At 69.6% G+C, this 15,317-nt stretch carries 23 protein-coding genes; 9 read left to right on the top strand and 14 right to left on the bottom strand.

Annotated elements, in window-relative coordinates:
- Window positions 1–222 precede the first annotated feature (222 nt).
- Window positions 223–432 carry an acyl-CoA carboxylase subunit epsilon gene (locus QIS96_RS18755; RefSeq protein ID WP_282543779.1) on the bottom strand — a complete coding sequence of 70 codons (210 nt, stop codon included), beginning with the start codon at window positions 430–432 and terminating at the stop codon, window positions 223–225.
- Window positions 433–728: 296 nt separating this feature from the next.
- Here QIS96_RS18755 and QIS96_RS18750 point away from each other — a divergent pair, with 296 nt between their 5' ends.
- The 3 genes from QIS96_RS18750 to QIS96_RS18740 all read left to right on the top strand — a co-directional run bounded on the left by QIS96_RS18750 (window position 729) and on the right by QIS96_RS18740 (window position 3,198).
- A complete protein-coding gene (locus QIS96_RS18750; RefSeq protein WP_282543778.1) occupies window positions 729–1,787 on the top strand; it encodes a ScbA/BarX family gamma-butyrolactone biosynthesis protein in 1,059 nt (352 codons plus the stop codon).
- Window positions 1,788–2,272: 485 nt separating this feature from the next.
- Window positions 2,273–2,830 (top strand): hypothetical protein, encoded by a 558-nt coding sequence (locus QIS96_RS18745; protein ID WP_349017395.1) that lies wholly within the window; start codon window positions 2,273–2,275, stop codon window positions 2,828–2,830.
- Window positions 2,827–3,198, top strand: a complete 372-nt coding sequence (locus QIS96_RS18740; protein WP_282543777.1) for a peptidase inhibitor family I36 protein — start codon at window positions 2,827–2,829, stop codon at window positions 3,196–3,198. The genes QIS96_RS18745 and QIS96_RS18740 overlap by 4 nt, the downstream gene beginning before the upstream one ends.
- A gap of 108 nt (window positions 3,199–3,306) precedes the next feature.
- Here QIS96_RS18740 and QIS96_RS18735 read toward each other — a convergent pair whose 3' ends face one another.
- Window positions 3,307–3,513 carry a DUF5988 family protein gene (locus QIS96_RS18735; RefSeq protein ID WP_282543776.1) on the bottom strand — a complete coding sequence of 69 codons (207 nt, stop codon included), beginning with the start codon at window positions 3,511–3,513 and terminating at the stop codon, window positions 3,307–3,309.
- 205 nt (window positions 3,514–3,718) lie between these two features.
- Between QIS96_RS18735 and QIS96_RS18730 the strand changes: the two genes are divergently transcribed.
- Window positions 3,719–4,141 (top strand): cupin domain-containing protein, encoded by a 423-nt coding sequence (locus tag QIS96_RS18730; protein ID WP_282543775.1) that lies wholly within the window; start codon window positions 3,719–3,721, stop codon window positions 4,139–4,141.
- A gap of 50 nt (window positions 4,142–4,191) precedes the next feature.
- Here QIS96_RS18730 and QIS96_RS18725 read toward each other — a convergent pair whose 3' ends face one another.
- Complete coding sequence (locus QIS96_RS18725; protein ID WP_282543774.1) at window positions 4,192–5,172, bottom strand: pyridoxal-phosphate dependent enzyme; 981 nt, start codon at window positions 5,170–5,172, stop codon at window positions 4,192–4,194.
- A gap of 343 nt (window positions 5,173–5,515) precedes the next feature.
- Here QIS96_RS18725 and QIS96_RS18720 point away from each other — a divergent pair, with 343 nt between their 5' ends.
- Window positions 5,516–6,160, top strand: a complete 645-nt coding sequence (locus QIS96_RS18720; protein WP_282543773.1) for a vitamin K epoxide reductase family protein — start codon at window positions 5,516–5,518, stop codon at window positions 6,158–6,160.
- A 71-nt stretch (window positions 6,161–6,231) separates the two neighbouring features.
- Here the strand turns inward: QIS96_RS18720 and QIS96_RS18715 are convergent, their stop codons facing one another.
- Together QIS96_RS18715 and QIS96_RS18710 are read right to left on the bottom strand one after the other, a co-directional pair.
- Complete coding sequence (locus tag QIS96_RS18715; protein ID WP_282543772.1) at window positions 6,232–6,489, bottom strand: hypothetical protein; 258 nt, start codon at window positions 6,487–6,489, stop codon at window positions 6,232–6,234.
- 154 nt (window positions 6,490–6,643) lie between these two features.
- Window positions 6,644–7,030 (bottom strand): rodlin, encoded by a 387-nt coding sequence (locus QIS96_RS18710; protein ID WP_282543771.1) that lies wholly within the window; start codon window positions 7,028–7,030, stop codon window positions 6,644–6,646.
- A 315-nt stretch (window positions 7,031–7,345) separates the two neighbouring features.
- On the opposite strand from QIS96_RS18710, the gene QIS96_RS18705 reads away from it, so the two are divergent.
- On the top strand, window positions 7,346–7,585 hold the full coding sequence (locus QIS96_RS18705) for a chaplin (protein WP_282543770.1): 240 nt from the start codon (window positions 7,346–7,348) through the stop codon (window positions 7,583–7,585).
- Between the two features lie 196 nt (window positions 7,586–7,781).
- Here QIS96_RS18705 and QIS96_RS18700 read toward each other — a convergent pair whose 3' ends face one another.
- The 6 genes from QIS96_RS18700 to QIS96_RS18675 form a co-directional block, all read right to left on the bottom strand.
- Window positions 7,782–8,108: a hypothetical protein gene (locus QIS96_RS18700; protein ID WP_282543769.1), complete on the bottom strand. Its 327-nt coding sequence runs from the start codon at window positions 8,106–8,108 to the stop codon at window positions 7,782–7,784.
- Window positions 8,109–8,595: 487 nt separating this feature from the next.
- Entirely contained in the window at window positions 8,596–8,826 is a 231-nt protein-coding gene (locus QIS96_RS18695; protein ID WP_282543768.1) for a chaplin, read from the bottom strand.
- A gap of 281 nt (window positions 8,827–9,107) precedes the next feature.
- The gene (locus QIS96_RS18690; RefSeq protein ID WP_282543767.1) at window positions 9,108–9,488 is read right to left on the bottom strand and encodes a rodlin; all 381 of its coding nucleotides are present in this window, start codon (window positions 9,486–9,488) and stop codon (window positions 9,108–9,110) included.
- Window positions 9,489–9,678: 190 nt separating this feature from the next.
- Window positions 9,679–9,891 carry a chaplin gene (locus tag QIS96_RS18685; RefSeq protein WP_282543766.1) on the bottom strand — a complete coding sequence of 71 codons (213 nt, stop codon included), beginning with the start codon at window positions 9,889–9,891 and terminating at the stop codon, window positions 9,679–9,681.
- 244 nt (window positions 9,892–10,135) lie between these two features.
- The gene (locus QIS96_RS18680) at window positions 10,136–10,381 is read right to left on the bottom strand and encodes a hypothetical protein (protein ID WP_282543765.1); all 246 of its coding nucleotides are present in this window, start codon (window positions 10,379–10,381) and stop codon (window positions 10,136–10,138) included.
- A gap of 49 nt (window positions 10,382–10,430) precedes the next feature.
- Window positions 10,431–10,859, bottom strand: coding sequence for a DUF6299 family protein (locus tag QIS96_RS18675; protein WP_282543764.1), 429 nt, complete (start codon window positions 10,857–10,859; stop codon window positions 10,431–10,433).
- Window positions 10,860–11,139: 280 nt separating this feature from the next.
- On the opposite strand from QIS96_RS18675, the gene QIS96_RS18670 reads away from it, so the two are divergent.
- From QIS96_RS18670 to QIS96_RS18660, 3 genes are all read left to right on the top strand, one after another.
- Entirely contained in the window at window positions 11,140–11,631 is a 492-nt protein-coding gene (locus QIS96_RS18670) for a DUF5949 family protein (RefSeq protein WP_282543763.1), read from the top strand.
- A 108-nt stretch (window positions 11,632–11,739) separates the two neighbouring features.
- Window positions 11,740–12,240: a hypothetical protein gene (locus QIS96_RS18665; protein ID WP_282543762.1), complete on the top strand. Its 501-nt coding sequence runs from the start codon at window positions 11,740–11,742 to the stop codon at window positions 12,238–12,240.
- Window positions 12,241–12,259: 19 nt separating this feature from the next.
- Window positions 12,260–12,499, top strand: a complete 240-nt coding sequence (locus tag QIS96_RS18660; protein WP_282543761.1) for a hypothetical protein — start codon at window positions 12,260–12,262, stop codon at window positions 12,497–12,499.
- Between the two features lie 33 nt (window positions 12,500–12,532).
- Here QIS96_RS18660 and QIS96_RS18655 read toward each other — a convergent pair whose 3' ends face one another.
- Genes QIS96_RS18655 through QIS96_RS18645 form a run of 3 tightly spaced genes read right to left on the bottom strand, consistent with a single transcriptional unit; the run spans window position 12,533 to window position 15,177 of the window.
- On the bottom strand, window positions 12,533–13,141 hold the full coding sequence (locus tag QIS96_RS18655; RefSeq protein WP_282543760.1) for an NAD(P)H-dependent oxidoreductase: 609 nt from the start codon (window positions 13,139–13,141) through the stop codon (window positions 12,533–12,535).
- 51 nt (window positions 13,142–13,192) lie between these two features.
- Window positions 13,193–13,567, bottom strand: a complete 375-nt coding sequence (locus QIS96_RS18650; protein ID WP_282543759.1) for a DUF6009 family protein — start codon at window positions 13,565–13,567, stop codon at window positions 13,193–13,195.
- Entirely contained in the window at window positions 13,564–15,177 is a 1,614-nt protein-coding gene (locus QIS96_RS18645) for a DNA primase family protein (RefSeq protein WP_282543758.1), read from the bottom strand. Before QIS96_RS18645 ends, QIS96_RS18650 begins: the two co-directional genes overlap by 4 nt.
- Between the last annotated feature and the right edge of the window lie 140 nt (window positions 15,178–15,317).

Here is a 15,317-nt window from a genome sequence, read left to right as displayed (position 1 = left end):
GTGTGCGCACCGCGTGCAACTCGGCCACGCGGCCCTGCTGAGTATGGGCCTCCGGCGCGTCCAACGCAGCGGGCTCCGCCACCATCGACATGGCAGTCACCTTCCTGTTGGGAGGCGCGGGCCGACCGAGAAAGCCGCGCACACAACCCAACCGCATCTACGGTTTTTTTATGTGGGAGTCGGAAGCTGCTCGGTCATTGCTGTTCACCCGCCCCCGGAGCGTCATCTCCAGCTGTGCGGTGCCTGATACGACCTGGTCCGCTCCCGACGGCTCCAGCGGACGGTGCACTGCCCGCCGCTCTCCTCCCCGTCGGGCTCGCTCCGCGCTGCAGCGAGCGAAAGCAGCGTCACGGCGATGGCGGCCAGCTCTTCCTCAGTGGCGTGACCGCGCTCGATCCTCAGCAGGGCGTCCTTGCGTTTGAGGCCGTCCACGGGCTCTCCCTCCCTTGGCCTGCGGACCACGGTCAGCCTCGGCGCTCAATGCTCGCTCGGGCGCCCCTGGACTCCCAGGTGCCCGCCGGGGACACTGGCTCGCAAACGCGTCAGGTCAGCGGTGTGCAACATCGCATTCCCGAGGTTGCACACCCCGTTCCGTGAGCGCCCGCAGCGGTAAACCACCCTGCCGGGGCCGGGCTTTGACGAGTCGAACAGGTGACCCTTGTAAAGCAAACCGGTCCGTCTGTATCTTGCCGTTCACGCAACCAGTTGCTTCTTGGGGGAGAAGGATCATGAGCAGTGCGACGGCACCCCACACACACCGCGCACAGGCCAAGAGTGCTACGCAGAGATCCACACAGGAGGAGTCGACGGAACTGCCCCGGCTCACCACCACCGTGCCCAAAGAGTATGTGCACCGTGCATCACATGCCGAGGTATTCCTCACCAGCTGCAAGAAGATCGGAGAAAACACCTTCGCTCTCACCGGGCAATGGCCGCGCGCCCACACGTTTTTCAACAGCCCGGTCAGCCGGAACCACGATCACCTGCAGGCCGTCGAGACGGTCCGGCAGATCGGGATTTTCCTCGCCCACTCCGAGTTCGGGATCCCGCTCGGCCACCAATTCGTGATGCGGGACATCTCCGCAACCACTTATCCCGAGTACCTGGACATTGGGCGGACACCGAGCGAACTGGAGATCGAAACGGTCTTCAGCAAGGAACGGCGCGACACGATTCTCGGCGTCGATATCACCATCCGGCGCGACGAGCACGTCGTGGCCACTGGCGACGGACACTTCACGTGTGTCTCCCCCGCCGCCTACCGCCGGCTGCGCGGCTCCGCCCCAACGAAGGAGATCGACTACCGGCCCACGGACCAGACACCATCCGACTACGGTCGCATCCTGCCCATCGACGTGGTCCTGGCACCTACTGGACACCCCGGCGTGTGGCGGCTCAACCCGGATCCCAGCCACCCCGTGATGTTCGACCACGGCGGCGACCACATGCCCGGCATGGTCCTGCTCGAAGCGGCACGCCAGGCCGCCTGCGCCCTGCTCGGCCCTGGCGTCTCGGTGCTGCCCACCTCGACGGTCAATCGGTTCCAGCGGTACGCGGAGTTCGACGCCCCCTGCTGGATCGAGGCCGTGGAGCTGCCGGCCGAGCAACCCGGCCTGTTCAGCGTCCAGGTGACGGGGCATCAGAATGACGCCCCGGTGTTCAGCACTCAGCTCTCCGGCCACCGGGTCGCGGGCCCGAGCACCGCCCCGGTCTGCCTCGACGGCATGGCCGCACAGCTGCCGCACCAGCGCAACGGCACCGTGCCCTGGGCGGCGGCCGCGAGCTGAACGAGCCGACGCCTTGAGGTGTGTTCGCGCCGCCACACGAACACACCTCAGCCGGCCCGCAGATTACTCGGCGGCAGAAATCGGCACCCGCCGCTCTTTCGCCGCCCCGGTCGGCATCGCTCACCCCTGTTGCACTATTGGCAACGGGGCCGCCACGGTGATCGCGCCCGTGGTAGCAGCCGATCTCCTGCACGACGGGTTCGCGGCGGCTCTCCGCGGCGACGCCCCGGACGTGGACGCGTGGCTACACAACTCACCGCGTACGGACACGACTACATGAGCATGGGCGCTGCGGCCGCCCCAGAGGACAACCTGCAACACCCCCATACCGACCAGATAAATCCCCCACAAACCCAACACATCACCCATGGGGGGAGACAGCCCAACGCACAGCAACGTCTCCCCGGGTGAAAGGCCGCAGCCAGTTGAGTGACCGGGAACGTTTGCTCTGTCGTGTGGGGGTTCGAGCGACTAGACACCCTTTTGTGATCAAGGAACCGTCCACCCGGTCGCGTCGGCCCGTACGGCTGCTGGCTGCCGTGGTGGCTCTGGCCTGTGCGGGTCTGACGGGGTGTACGGAGCGTGCGCCGAAGGCCGCCGCCGATCCGGATGAGCTGATCAAGGCAGCTACGCAGCGTCTGACCGACGCTTGCCTGGCCCGCCAGGGGCTTGTCGCGCCCCGTAGCGGAAAGAGCCGGCTGTCGGGGGCCGAGGCTCGGCGGGTCGATGCGGCGATGTTCGGTACGGGGCCGACTGAGCTGTCCCTTGCCCTGCCCACCGGCTATGTCGTGCGCGCCCACACCGATGGCTGTCTTGCCGCCGCGCAGCAGCGGCTCTACGGGGACCAGTCGGGCTGGTTCCGTGCCTCCGTGGTCGTCAACAACCTGAGGCCGGAGGCCGCTCATACCCGCCGTGGCCTCGCCGAGGTCCGGGACCGGCACCGTACCGAGATCGCTCGCTGGGAGAAGCTGCGTGCCCACGCTCTCGCCGAAGCCACCACCGTACTCAACTCCCCCTCACCGAAAGGAAGTTCGCCCGCATGAAGCGCTTCACCACCCTCCTTGCCACTGCCGTGCTCTCTGCCGCCGGGATGCTCGCCACCTCGGCGGCCGCTGAGGCGGCGGACTGCAGGAGTGGCTTCTTCTGTGTCTGGACGGACACAGATTTCAACGGCATGAAGATCGAGCACAGCGGCGACGACCACTGGTGGGAGGGCGACATGTTCAAGGAGGACTCCTCCTGGGCCAACCACGGCGTCTCCGGTCCCGGTGTGGCCGACCACGTCAAGGTCTACGAGGGCCGGCAGCTCCTCGGCCGGGTCACGCTCTGTCTGGCCCCCGGGCAGGAGGTCGGCCACGACGCCGGCGCGAACGACCAGGGCGGCTCCCACACGTGGGCCAAGGGCTGCTGAGACCGCCCGCCCCGTCACTTCCGTAACTTCTGACGCCCGGCCGATGCCTCTCCTTCTCGCAGAGCAGGAGAGGCATCTTGTTGTCGCCGCGGAGGGGGGGATCTGTGGCTACGAGGCCATCTCTGTGCGTTCCCACCACTCATATACGGGGAGTCGGCCCTCGGGGGTGTCCGCCTGGCGTCGGGTGGGGCGGTAGTGCTCGTAGCCGTTGCGGAACTCGATCTTCAGGTCCGCTCCGGGGGTGGTGATCTTCACGATCCGGTCGGGCAGGTCCTGGGGGCCGCCTTCGAGGAGTGCCTTGTCTGTCTCGGTCATGACCTCACCGTTCCCGTCGGCGGAATGCGGTGTCGCGTACGGGTCGGAAGATCAGCCGTGTGGGCCACCCGTACGGAGACCACGTCCTGCGCCTGGATGCCCCCGGGTGGTCCCAACTTGCTGTATCAGCAACGGAACTTGAGATATCCGGCAAGAGAGAGCAGCCTGACTGGCGTATCGGTCGACGACATCGGGAGGCTGCACGATGACTGCTCGTGAAGAAGGCGGGAACCGTCCGGACGCGGTCGACGAAGCGCCGTCGAACAATCGCGTGCACCTGGTCCGGTCCGGGGAGCTGGATGGTTTCGCGGCGATCAGCGGCGGCACGGTCGGCTCGAAGCGGCTGTGGATGGGGAGGGTGGAGAATCCGCCGCTGAGCTCCACGGACAACCACCACCACGGTGACTCGGAGGCGGGGATCTTCGTGGTCAGCGGGCATCCCGTGTTCGTGTTCCACGACGGTACGCAGGAGGTGCGGCTGGCGGGCAACCCCGGTGACTTCTTCCTCGTACCGCCGTTCGTGCGGCACCGGGAGGAGAATCCCGATCCGGACGAGCCGGCAGTGGTCGTGATCGCGCGGACGACGCAGGAGCCGATCAAGGTGTCGGTTCCTGAGCTGCACCCGTAGTGAGGCCGGGGCGGATTCCGGCCGGGGCGCAGGCCGGAGGGGACGCCTGTTCAGCGCAACCCGAACCCCTCCGCCCAGGCGGTCACGTCGGCTGTTGTCGCGTTGCCGCCGCAGATGACCAGGCCGAGCTTGGCGTCGGAGCCGACGCGGTGCAGGACCTGGCGGGCCGCGGGGAGCACGCATCCCGCGGCGGGTTCGGTCCAGAGTTTGGCGTGCTCGGCGAGGTCGAGAACGCCTTGCACGGCCTCGGCGTCGGTGACGGTGAGGACTTCGGTGACGTGCGCCGAGACGTGTTCGTAGGTGAGGGGCGAGGCGCTGGGTGCGCTGAGCGTCGTCACGATCGAGGAGAGTTCGACGGGTACGGGGCCACCTGCGGCGAGCGCGGCGGTCATGGCCTGGGCGCCTTCCGTCTCGACTCCCCAGACGCGGATGCCGGGGCGGCGTGCCTGCAGGGCGGCGGCGACGCCGGAGATGAGCCCGCCGCCGCCGATGCTGACGACGACGTCGGTCAACTCGCCTGCGTCTTCGGCGAGTTCGAGGCCTACGGTGCCCTGTGCCGCGATCACGACGGGGTCGTCGAAGGGGTGGACCAGGGTCAGGCCTTTGCGGCGGAGTTCCTCCACGCGGGCGAAGGCGGCGTCCATGGTGTCGGCGAGGTCGACGTGCGCCCCGGCGGCCTCGGCGGTTTCCACGGCTCGGCGGGGTGCGGTGCGGGGCATGACGACGGTGGCGTCGATGCCAAGTGCGCCGGCCATGACGGCGGTGGCGATGCCGTGGTTGCCGCCGCTGACGGCCACGACTCCGGCGGCGCGTTCCGGCTCGGTGAGGCTGAGGAGTTTCGCTGTGGCGCCGCGCGACTTGAACGAGCCCGTGCGTTGGAGCAGTTCGAGTTTGGCGGTGACCGGGACGCCGAGGAGTTCGCTCAGTCCGGGGCTGGACACGGTCGGGGTGCGCAGGACGTGTCCGTCGATGTGCGCGGCCGCGGCTTCGACGTCCGCAACGGTGATGAGCACGGGGGGCCTCCGTCGCATGGTGCCGTACGGGTGACGGCTTGCGGCATTTCGATCATCGTACGCCAGGGGTCGCCGGCAGAGGGCGGGGAGGCGTACGGGACTCCTGCCCTGCCTGGCTCAACTCCCGGGTGGAATGGTGGAGTTCCGTCTCTTGCCGGATGTGGGCACACCTTGCCCATCGCCGCTGACCCGTGCCCCGCCGCTCCCCCACCCTCCCCGTCGCTCCCCGTTGCTCCCCGTCGCTCCCCGAATGCGACACCCTCACACACCCTTACGATTCCTCCGCCACTCCCCCGGACCCCCGCGAACCGTGCAAAATGGCCGCCAAAGAAGCCACGTAGGACGTAGAACGGTGCGGCCCATGACCCTGACGACCAAGGCGGCCGAGGCCGCGATCCCCCATCCGCACCGGCGTGTGACGCCCCCTCAAGTCGTAGGCGGAAGCCGCCTGTTGGCGATTCTGCTCATGGTCACAGGCGCGGCGGGCGTTCTCGCGGCGTGGGTGATCACGCTGGACAAGTTCAAGCTGCTCGAGGACCCGGACTACCAGCCGGGCTGCAGCCTCAACCCGGTGGTGTCCTGCGGTTCGATCATGGAGAGCGAGCAGGCGGCGGTGTTCGGCTTCCCGAACCCGATGCTCGGCCTGGTCACGTACGGGATGGTGCTGTGCGTGGGCGCGAGCCTCGTCGTGGGCGCACGGTTCCCGCGCTGGTTCTGGCTGACGTTGAACGCCGGGATGCTGTTCGGCGTGGGGTTCTGCACCTGGCTGATGTTCCAGTCGCTGTACGACATCAACGCCCTGTGCCTGTGGTGCTGTCTCGCCTGGACGGCGACCATCGTCATGTTCTGGTACGTCACCGCGCACAACCTGCGCCATGAACTGCTGCCGGCACCGCCCGCGCTGCGGTCGTTCGCCGACGAGTTCACCTGGGTCGTCCCGGTGCTGCACATCGGGGTCATCGGCATGCTGGTCCTGACCCGCTGGTGGGACTTCTGGACCAGCTGACCTCACCTCGGCAACGGAAGCGGCGCGGCCCCCGAACGCATCGGGGGCCGCGCCGCTTCGTACGAGGAAAGTCAGGACGTCAGCAGGTTGGTCACCGGGGCTGCCTGGTCGGTGAGCTGGCGCAGTTCGTTGAGCTTGCCGAGCTGGCCGGAGACCGACGGGACCTCGTCGCGGTGCTCGGGGCCGACCGCGCTGGTGGCGATGTCGTCGATGGTGCCGTTGACCGACAGCGGGGTGGGTCCTTCGGCGGCAGCGGCCATGGGGGCCGCGAGTCCGGTGGCTCCGGCGGCGAGGGCGACGGCGGCGAGGATGCGCTTGGCTTCGATCATGTGCTGTCCAACGAGTCGGGGCGCGGACAGGACACGAACGACGGGGCACGTCACCCGAAGAGGCCGGAGCGGCCGGAGCGGCGACCTGCGCGCACAGCAGTGAGTCCCGGCGCCGAAGCACCGGGACTCACCGAAGAGCTCAACTGGCCTGAGATCAGCCCATGTTGGCCGAGAGCACGTTCTGCAGGATGTTCGACAGCGGCTCGTCACCCTTGGCCTGCGTCGAGTTCTCGGTGCACTGCTGGTTCTGCGGGTTGGACAGGATCGGGATGTCCTGGACCGCAACCGGCACGACGCCCACGAGGGAGCCGACGTTGGCCTTGGCGGGCAGGCCGATGCACGGCTTGTTGAGCGAGCCCTGGACCAGGCCGAGCTGCGGGCTCATGTCGCCGTTCGTGGCGGAGTTGCCGTAGGTCTGCGTAGCGCCGTTGCCGCTCAGCGACGTGGTGTCGTCGTCGGCGAACGCGGAGGGGGCCATCCCAGCGCCCAGGCCCGCCACCGACAGGGTGACGGCCGCAGTGGCCATAACCTTCTTGAGCATGTTCCGTCCTTGTGTCGCATGAATGCCCGCGATCGGAGCGCTCTGCCCAACACGTGATCGTCGCGTTTGGTTCTCCCTGTTCACTCTGATGGCCCTACCGCCCCTTCCCTCGTACTGCTTCGTCGCACGTCACGGCCCGCGCCGTCGGCCGCTGCGCTCTCTACCCGAGCAGGGCCCCAAGTGCCGGGAGAATCACGGCCGTTGCTCCAAAGGGGGTCAACACGGCGACGGCCCGTGTCGTCGTAGCCACCGACACGTTTCGATCTACGTGGGCCCGAACTCGGGGCCCGTAAGTCGAATAGAAGGTGCACCCTCATGAAGACTGCCAAGAAGGCCGCCCTGGTCCTGGCCGCCGCCGGGATCGCCGCCGGTGCCTCCGCCGGAAGCGCGTTCGCCGACTCCGACGCCACGGGCGCGGCCACCGGCTCGCCCGGCGTCCTGTCCGGCAACCTGGCCCAGGTCCCGGTCCACGTGCCCGTGAACCTGACCGGCAACACCGTGAACGTGATCGGCCTGCTGAACCCGGCCTTCGGCAACACGTCGGCCAACAACTGACGTTCAGCGGTACGACAGCAGGGCGGCGACACCGGACCGGTGATCGCCGCCCTGCTTTGTGTGCGCGTACGGGGCTTCGCCGCCTGTACGAGGCGTTGTGCGCGCGTACGAGGCCATGCGCCCGTACGGAACGACAAAGGTGGCGGCCACCCGAGGTGACCGCCACCTTCCTCAACTCCCCTATGCAGGAGGCAGGTTACTGCCCCAGGGCCGTGGGGAGGCCACCCAGGAGGGGGGCCGCCTGGCGCACGGTGCCGAGGACCTGCTGCGGGGCGCCGCTCTGGCCCTGGCTCAGGCCGTCGGCGACGTCGGTGACGGGCTTGAGGGGGTCGCCGCCCTTGTGGATGCCCTGGGTGGCCTGCAGGTGCTGCGGGTCCAGGCCGCCGGCGAGGGTGTCCGCCACGGCGCCGTTCAGGCTCATCGGAGGCAGCTGCCCGGTGTGGTCGGCGGCGAGAGCCGGTGCGGCCGTGCCGAGCGCCATCACGGAACCGGCGACTGCCGCGGCGGCCTTCGAGTACTTCACGGGGTGTCCTTTCTCCGAGTGCGCTCTCCCGGTGACGCGAGCCTTCGCGTCCGGCAGGTGTCCCGTCGACACCAGGCGCCACCTCGTGTTGTCCAACGATTCCCTGGGCGGCGGGAAACCCCGATTCCGGGGGCTTTCTCGATGCCACCCGAATTCCCCAAGGGGCGTATGCGGAAAGGACTTTCGACTCGGCAAACGGGTGAAGGCCCATACGCCGACGGGGGCGGATGGTGTGTACTGGGTGAGCGGTCTTTGTTGTGCGGTGTGGGCTCCCAGCCGCCGGCGTTCGTACGCCGTCGAGCCCACCGTGCCCCTTCTTGTGCGGCACGGCGCACCGAAGACGGCAGAACCGTTGGGGGCCCTCCGGGGCCCCCAACTCGCGTTCACGGCCAGTCGGTTCGGACGGCCGCCGACATTCGCGGACACGGAACGGCCCCGGGCTCAAGGCTCCGGGGCCGTTCTCGGTACTGCTGAAGCTGCGCGAACGTCAGTTGTTGACGCAGGTGTTGCCGAAGGTGGGGTTCAGCAGACCGATGACGTCGACGGTGTTGCCGCAGGCGTTGACCGGAACGTGCACGGGGACCTGAACCACGTTGCCCGAACCCACGCCGGGGGAGTTGGCGGCAGCACCCTGGGCGCCCGCGTCGGCCATGGCCGGGGCGGCACCTCCGACGGCGAGCATGGCGCCGGCGACGACGGTCAGAACCTTCTTGTTCATTGTTCCCTTCCCGCAGTGCTGCGCTACGTATCGCGACGGTCGCGTACGGCCGCAGACGATCATCACTGCAGCAGGAACAACGATTCCGGCGAGGAGAAGAAACCGCGAATTCGGTGATCCCGCGATTCTCACCCGAATGCGTCAGGGGTTACGGCAACTCCCTTGCGAACACGTAACGTTCGGCCGCTCCGGTGCTCGCCGCGGCAGCGGTGCGGGGTCCGGACACACGACTGCCCGGACCTGTCCGTGGACGGGTCCGGGCAGCGGGGTGCTCGCCGCGATCAGTTGGCGGAGAGGACGTTCTGCAGCAGGTTCGACAGCGGCTCGTCGCCCTTCGACTGCGTCGAGTTCTCGACGCACTGCTGGTTCTGCGGGTTCGACAGGACGGGGATGTCCTGCACCGACACCGGCACGATGCCCACGAGGGAACCGGCGTTGAGCTTGGCCGGCAGGCCGACACAGGGCTTGTTCAGGGAGCCCTGGATGAGCGCCATCTGCGGGCTCATGTCGCCGTACGTGGCGGAGTTGCCGTAGGTCTGCGAAGCGTTGTTGCCGCTCAGCGACGAGGTGTCGTCGTCGGCGACAGCGGAGGGGGCCATGGCCGCACCCGTGCCGAGAACGGACGCCGTGACAGCGGCGGTCGCCAGAATCTTCTTGATCACTTGATTCCCTTTTCTGGGTGTATGCCCGTTGGTTCAGCAATCTGACCAACTCCCCGGTGGCGCCTTTGGTTCTCTTCGTTCACCCGAAAGCCGGACAAGGGCCGTCCACACAGAAGCGCCGTGCCGAACCCGTCGCACCAGCGGTACGGGGAACGGCACGGCGCGAGGTGCTCCGTGCGAAGCGGCCCAGCTAGTTGTTGACGCAGACGTTGCCGCCGGCCGGGTTGAGCGCGGAGATGAGGCCGAGGGAGTTGCCGCAGGCGTTGACACCCACGTTGATCGGCAGCTGGACGACGTTGCCGCTCAGCACGCCGGGCGAGTTCGCGGCCACGCCCGTGGCGTCGGAGTCGGCGACGGCGGCACCGGCGCCGCCGAGGAGCAGAGCCGCGCTGGCCACGGCCATTGCACCAAGCTTCACAATCTTCATTGCGTGCCTTTCTATTGGGGCGATGCGCGGCCGCACACGGGAACGGCTGCGCCCACAGACACGCATAATCACGTAGCCGCTGGTGATTTTCGTGCGACATTCCGACGAGCCTCCGGATGGCGGAACCCGGGCTGTTGTCCGGCCCGCGGGCGCAGCGAATTGTCATTCGTCACGGGGCGTGTCCGTTTCCCACGGAATCCAAGGTAATTTCCGGAGAGCGTCACTCTCGGTGTCCGTAAATGTGCACCGGGTTGTAGGTTGCGGAAACCAGGCAGATGCTCGAAGGGATGCACCCCGGACGTTCCGGCTGCGTTCCTTCACGAGGAGTCTCGATGCGCTTGATGTTCAGCGTGCTGGCCGTCGTGTTGTTCGCCTCGTTGTTTGCGGGTGTCTGCGCCTCGGCGCAGGCGAGGCCGCAGACACCCGTCGGCGACACACCTGGCTGCAGCACGGTCTTTCTGTCCATGACCGCGGCCGGCGGCAGTTGCGAGTGAGGTTGCCGCAGGCGCGGCGGGTCAGTCCTGCGGGAGCAGTTCGACCTGCTGGTCGGCGGCGGCGAGGAAGTCGGTCTTGAGGGGGATCAGGCCCGACTGCGGCTTGAGCTGCACGAGGTGGCCCTGCACCGTGGCCGCCCCGGGCTTGAGGTGGATGTCGCGGAAGCCGGTGGCCTTGAGCTGCCAGTCGTGGATTTCGCCGTCGCACACCGCTTCCTGCGAGTCGCCGGAGATGGACACGTTGTTCTGCCGCACGGACGCCGTGACGTACACCGGCGAAAGGTCGGTGGAACCCGTGCAGCGGTACGTTCCCGAAGTCGTGACCGTATGGTCGGCCGCGATGACGGCGCGGGTATTGACGGTCATCTCGTAACCGGGTGCGGAAGTGGCGGTGCCGGCTCCGAGGAGTACGGCCAGGGCGGCGATGCCCGTGGCGGTCTTTGCGTACATGGCGACCAACTCTCTTTCAGGGAGTGGGATTTCCGGTGCCGTTGTGCGTATCACGCGGATGTGGGCCGGAAACGCTTCTGGTCACCCGTCGGTACGGTCGTTCGTGGAGGATTCACTCTTCCCGTGGAGCGCGCGCAGCTCTTTCCCGCAATTCGCCGGGGCGGCCGCCGCGCGTGGGTGCGCGCCGTGTGTGCGCCGGTGGGCGGGCCTCGGCGTGCTCTCCCCTGAACGGGTGAAACGCGGGGCTCGTACCGGTATCACGCCGTTAGGGTGCCGAACCATGGTCGATACCCAAACCGCCCCCAGCGGCAACCAGTTCAGCCTCGGCACCCTGTCCATCCTGGCCTGGATCGGGGCGCCCGAGGAGGGGCACGCGACGCCCTATCTGCTGGCGTACACCCTCGGTGACGGGGCGAACGGCGCCGCCGAGAACGAGGCGGCCGTCGCCGCGCTCGCCCGGAGCCTCTCGCTGCCGCTCGACGGGAGCATGGCGGACGGGTCGCGCCCCGGGTTCCCCGTGCAGCTGCTCGTGGAGGGCGGCCAGGCGGTGCTCACCCTGCAGGGCATGAACGCGCAGTGCGTGGCGCCGCCGGAGTGGCTGGACGCGGTGGAGCAGGGCGCGGCGGTGCACTTCGTGCTCAGCACGCGGGCCTGGCCTGAGGCGGCTCCGGGGCGGCCGGTGTCGGTGGAGGCGTTCCGTGCGTACGTCGGTGACGAGGCGGTGCTGCAGTCCGCGGCGCACTGTCTGCTGCCGGTCGGCAAGCTGCGCTGACCCCGCCCCCTGTTGCTGCGCTCAGGGGACAAGCCGTGGGGTTCGCCGGGGCGGCTCGTTGTGCTGGTTCCGGGGGACGTATCCGTTGCTCTTTCGAAGGTGGACACCGTGAAGTTGACCAGCCGTGCGGGACTCGCCGTACTGATGACGTGCATGGCGTCGGCGGCCGCCGTGGCTCCGGCCGCGGCCTCGGACGCGGTGCCCGTGCCGGTTCCGCTGGAGGGCCTGGAGACCGCGCTGCCCGTGGAGGCACCGGAGTTGAAGGCCGGGGTGCCGCTGCTCAAGCCCGGCGCTCCGGTGACGGACGAGGGCGGCGAGGGTCTGGTGGGCCGGGACGTGCTGCCGCAGCTGCCGGTGCACAGCGCGCTGCCGGAGACCGTGCTCGACGTGCCGGTCACCGATCCGCTGAGCCAGGAGCGGATCGCCGGGGTCGGCGTGGAGTCGCTGGAGTCGCCGGTCGAGGCGCTGTCGCCGGGCATGGGCCTGGACGCGCCGCTGACGGAGCCGGGCGCGGGCCCGCTGGGGCTGCCCGGCCTGCACGCCCCGGAGCTGGCGGTGCTGACGCCGACGCTGCAGGCGGACCCCAGCGCGGGCACGCACCTCTCCTGAGGCGCACCGGTCCCCCGCCATGAACTCCAGCTCCGCGGACGGCACTTCGGCGGCCGCGCCCCGTAAGTCGACGGGGCGCTGGCACCGCGTGGGCAGGGTGGAGCGCGTGGAGCCCGCGCCGCCCCCTCCCCCGCTCCCGGTACCGCCGCCTCGCGGGCCGAGCGCGACGCCCGTGTACGACCAGCTGGTCGCCGAGTACCGGGCGCGCAATCTGACGGTGCCGCGGGCGGCCGAGCCCCGGCACGGGTACCCGGGGTAGCTCCGGCGGTCGGCACGGGCCGAGCAACTCCCTTCAGGCGGTCGCCAGTTCGGCGGCCGCCTGTCGTGCTTGTCGCAGCCAGGTCGCGCGCTGCCCGGCCGCGGAGCCCGTCACGGTGCGGAACACCTCCCGGCGGACCTCGGCCACGCCCACGTACGGCAGGACGCACGCCGCCCAGATCCGCTGCAGCGGGTCGCCGAACTCCTGCTCCTCGCGTACGGCGGGGGTGTCCGAGGTGTTCAGGACGAGGGCGCGGCGGGCCCTGAGGAGACCGGCCGGCTCGGCGTCGGCGCTGCCCAGCTTGTAGGCCACACCGGGGGCGAGGACCCGCTGGACCCAGCCGGTGAGGACGGCGGGCGGCATGCCCCACCAGTTCGGGTGCACGAAGACCAGGGCGTCGTGCCGGGTGACCTCGCGGCGGTGCCGGCGGACCAGCGGGTCCTGTTCGTCCTCGGCGGGCTCGACCGTGCCGGTGGCGTCGGCGGGCAGCAGCGGGTCGAAGCCCTCCGCGTACAGGTCGTACACCCGCACCAGGCAGCCGTGGGCGCGCAGTTCGGTCGCCGCCGCCTCCGCCAGGGCGTGGTTGAAGCTTCCCGGGCGCGGGTGCGCCAGGTAGATGCCGATCTGCGTGCCCGATGCCATGGGACACCCCTCCCCTGTCGTCGTTCGTCCCCGGCAGCCTGGGTCCCCCGGTCAGGACGGTGTGAGGCCGGCCGTTCCGTACTGGGAGCGGGGGGTTTTCTCGCCCACCTTGCCGGGGCTGATGGTGCGCGGGTCGACGGCCTCGCCGGGGGCGCCCTCGCGGTAGACGCCGTCGGGGGCGTAGTCGCGGTCGTGCGGCAGGAGGTAGAAGACGCGGCGCTGGTAGTAGCCGGAGTCGGCCTGTTCGGCGTCCGTGGTGAGCTCCGCGTAGCCGACGATGCGGCCCTCGCGGGCGTAGGCGGGCTTGCCGCGGCGGCGGGTGGTCTTGTCGCGGGACTGGCGCACGTAGTCGAGCCGGTCGGGGTCCTCCAGCCAGACCACGTTGTTCTCGTGACAGAGCTCTTCCTCCGTCAGCAGCGAGCTCATCGGTGCGGCCCTTCTGTCTCGTACGCGGGTGGCGTGGCGGAGCCCGGCTCGGGGAGCAGTCCGATGCGCGGGTAGTACTTGCGGCCGTTGGACTTCAGCATCTCGGCGGGTGAGGCGAGGCCGGTCTCCTGGCGGACCCGGCCGGCGAACGCGCGGGCGGTGGCGGGCCTGATGCCTTCGCCGGCCGCGCACCAGGCGACGTACGAGGTGTACAACGCGCCCTGTTCCGCGCGCAGTTCGCTCTCGCCGTCCGGGTCGCGGCAGCAGCACTCGGTGAGGAAGCGGCCGATGTGGTCCTCGGTCGCCGCGTACGCGCGGGTGGCGAGGCGGACGCGCTGGGGGCCGTCGAGGGTGTCGCGGGAGCTCAGATAGCGGCCTGCGCCCGTGATGAGCCACTGCAGGATGCCGGGGCCCTCGTCCCGTACGAGCTCGAAGGCCAGGTTGTCGATCTTGCGGGCGTCGGGCACGACCCGCTCGAAGGGGATCAGGCGGATGCGGCGCCAGAAGGCGTAGCCGCCGGTGGAGACCTCGGGGCGGTGGTTGCCGAGGAGCCAGAGGTGGTGGGTGGGCGTGAAGGAGAAGTAGTCCTGCCGCATGCGGCGGGCCTTGATCTTGTCGCCGCCGGTGAGGAGCTTGACCCGGGCCTCGTCGAAGCGGTCGTTGGGCTTGAGCTCGCTGCAGATGAGGATGCGGCGGCCGTGCAGTTCGGTGAGCTCGGTGGAGTGCTCGGAGAACGAGCCGCGGTCCATGAGGAAGCCGGGGGGCGCGGCGTCGGCGTAGTCCCCGAGCAGCTGGATCATCGTGTCGAGGAGTACCGACTTGCCGTTCTTGCCCTCGCCGTGGAGGAAGGGCAGGACCTGCGCGCCGACGTCGCCGGTGATCGAGTAGCCGAGCATCAGGTGCAGGAAGTCGATCATCTCGCGGCCCTCGTCGTCGTCGCCGAAGGTGTCGGCGAGGAAGCGGTGCCAGCGGGGCGTCGGGGTGTTCTCGGGGGCGACGGTGGTGGCCTTGGAGTGGAAGTCGCGGGTCGGGTCGGGCTTGCGCAGCGCGCCGGTGCGCAGGTCGACGACGCCGGTGGGGGTGCACAGGGCGTACGGGTCGCCGTCCAGGGCGTCCGGGTCGAGGGCCAGGCCGGGGGCGGCCTTGGCCTGGGCGAGGAGGGCCTTCATGCCGGTGGTGGAGAGCGTGCGGCGGCGGTGGACGCGCAGTTCGCGCTCGCTGTGGCGGCCGTCGGGGTCGCGCTCGGGCATGTCCTCGGCCATCTCGCCCGCGGCCCACAGGGCGGCCTTGTCGCCGCCGCTGCGCTTCCACCGGTGCCCGTTCCACTCGTGCCAGCCGAGTCCCTCGACGTGCCGGAAGCGGTCGTTGTAGAGGTGGGCGAAGAGTTTGGCGTTGCCGCGGTCGCTGAGGGTGGGGGGCAGGGTCGCCGTGTTGCCTGCGGTGGTGGTGTTCCCTCCGGTGGCCGGGGCCGCGCGGGCCTCGGGCGGTGCGGGCTGCAGCTGCTGTACGGGGACGGCCTGGGCGGGACCGCCCCGCAGGGCGGCCTGTTGCGCGAGGGCGAGCATCTGCTGCGCGACGGCAGCGGCGTCGAATCCGGGCGCGCTGGTCATGGGCGTCCTTGCGGGTGGTGGGGGTGGCTGGAGCGCGTGTGCCGGCCGTGGGGGCCGGCGTGGGAGGGGCCCGCGGGCAGGGTGAGCGGGGGCTGCGCGCTCGGTCGGCCGCCGCCCACTCGTCGGTCACCCGCAGGAAA

Source organism: Streptomyces cavernicola (assembly GCF_029968035.1).
Lineage (GTDB): Bacteria > Actinomycetota > Actinomycetes > Streptomycetales > Streptomycetaceae > Streptomyces > Streptomyces cavernicola.
The sequence above is the reverse complement of the archived record's forward strand: the minus strand, read 5'-3'. Positions and strand labels throughout refer to the sequence as shown.

Coding starts and splice junctions, on each gene's coding strand:
- QIS96_RS18705 (WP_282543770.1), top strand. CDS start 7,346: ATGAAGACTGCCAAGAAGGCCGCCCTGGTCCTGGCCGCCGCCGGGATC.
- QIS96_RS18710 (WP_282543771.1), bottom strand. CDS start 7,030: ATGCTCAAGAAGGTTATGGCCACTGCGGCCGTCACCCTGTCGGTGGCG.
- QIS96_RS18720 (WP_282543773.1), top strand. CDS start 5,516: ATGACCCTGACGACCAAGGCGGCCGAGGCCGCGATCCCCCATCCGCAC.
- QIS96_RS18730 (WP_282543775.1), top strand. CDS start 3,719: ATGACTGCTCGTGAAGAAGGCGGGAACCGTCCGGACGCGGTCGACGAA.
- QIS96_RS18715 (WP_282543772.1), bottom strand. CDS start 6,489: ATGATCGAAGCCAAGCGCATCCTCGCCGCCGTCGCCCTCGCCGCCGGA.
- QIS96_RS18750 (WP_282543778.1), top strand. CDS start 729: ATGAGCAGTGCGACGGCACCCCACACACACCGCGCACAGGCCAAGAGT.
- QIS96_RS18660 (WP_282543761.1), top strand. CDS start 12,260: ATGAACTCCAGCTCCGCGGACGGCACTTCGGCGGCCGCGCCCCGTAAG.
- QIS96_RS18650 (WP_282543759.1), bottom strand. CDS start 13,567: ATGAGCTCGCTGCTGACGGAGGAAGAGCTCTGTCACGAGAACAACGTG.
- QIS96_RS18685 (WP_282543766.1), bottom strand. CDS start 9,891: ATGGCCGTGGCCAGCGCGGCTCTGCTCCTCGGCGGCGCCGGTGCCGCC.
- QIS96_RS18740 (WP_282543777.1), top strand. CDS start 2,827: ATGAAGCGCTTCACCACCCTCCTTGCCACTGCCGTGCTCTCTGCCGCC.
- QIS96_RS18725 (WP_282543774.1), bottom strand. CDS start 5,172: ATGCGACGGAGGCCCCCCGTGCTCATCACCGTTGCGGACGTCGAAGCC.
- QIS96_RS18695 (WP_282543768.1), bottom strand. CDS start 8,826: ATGAACAAGAAGGTTCTGACCGTCGTCGCCGGCGCCATGCTCGCCGTC.
- QIS96_RS18675 (WP_282543764.1), bottom strand. CDS start 10,859: ATGTACGCAAAGACCGCCACGGGCATCGCCGCCCTGGCCGTACTCCTC.
- QIS96_RS18655 (WP_282543760.1), bottom strand. CDS start 13,141: ATGGCATCGGGCACGCAGATCGGCATCTACCTGGCGCACCCGCGCCCG.
- QIS96_RS18680 (WP_282543765.1), bottom strand. CDS start 10,381: ATGGACAGAAAGACCGTGCTGCAGCCAGGTGTGTCGCCGACGGGTGTC.
- QIS96_RS18735 (WP_282543776.1), bottom strand. CDS start 3,513: ATGACCGAGACAGACAAGGCACTCCTCGAAGGCGGCCCCCAGGACCTG.
- QIS96_RS18645 (WP_282543758.1), bottom strand. CDS start 15,177: ATGACCAGCGCGCCCGGATTCGACGCCGCTGCCGTCGCGCAGCAGATG.
- QIS96_RS18670 (WP_282543763.1), top strand. CDS start 11,140: ATGGTCGATACCCAAACCGCCCCCAGCGGCAACCAGTTCAGCCTCGGC.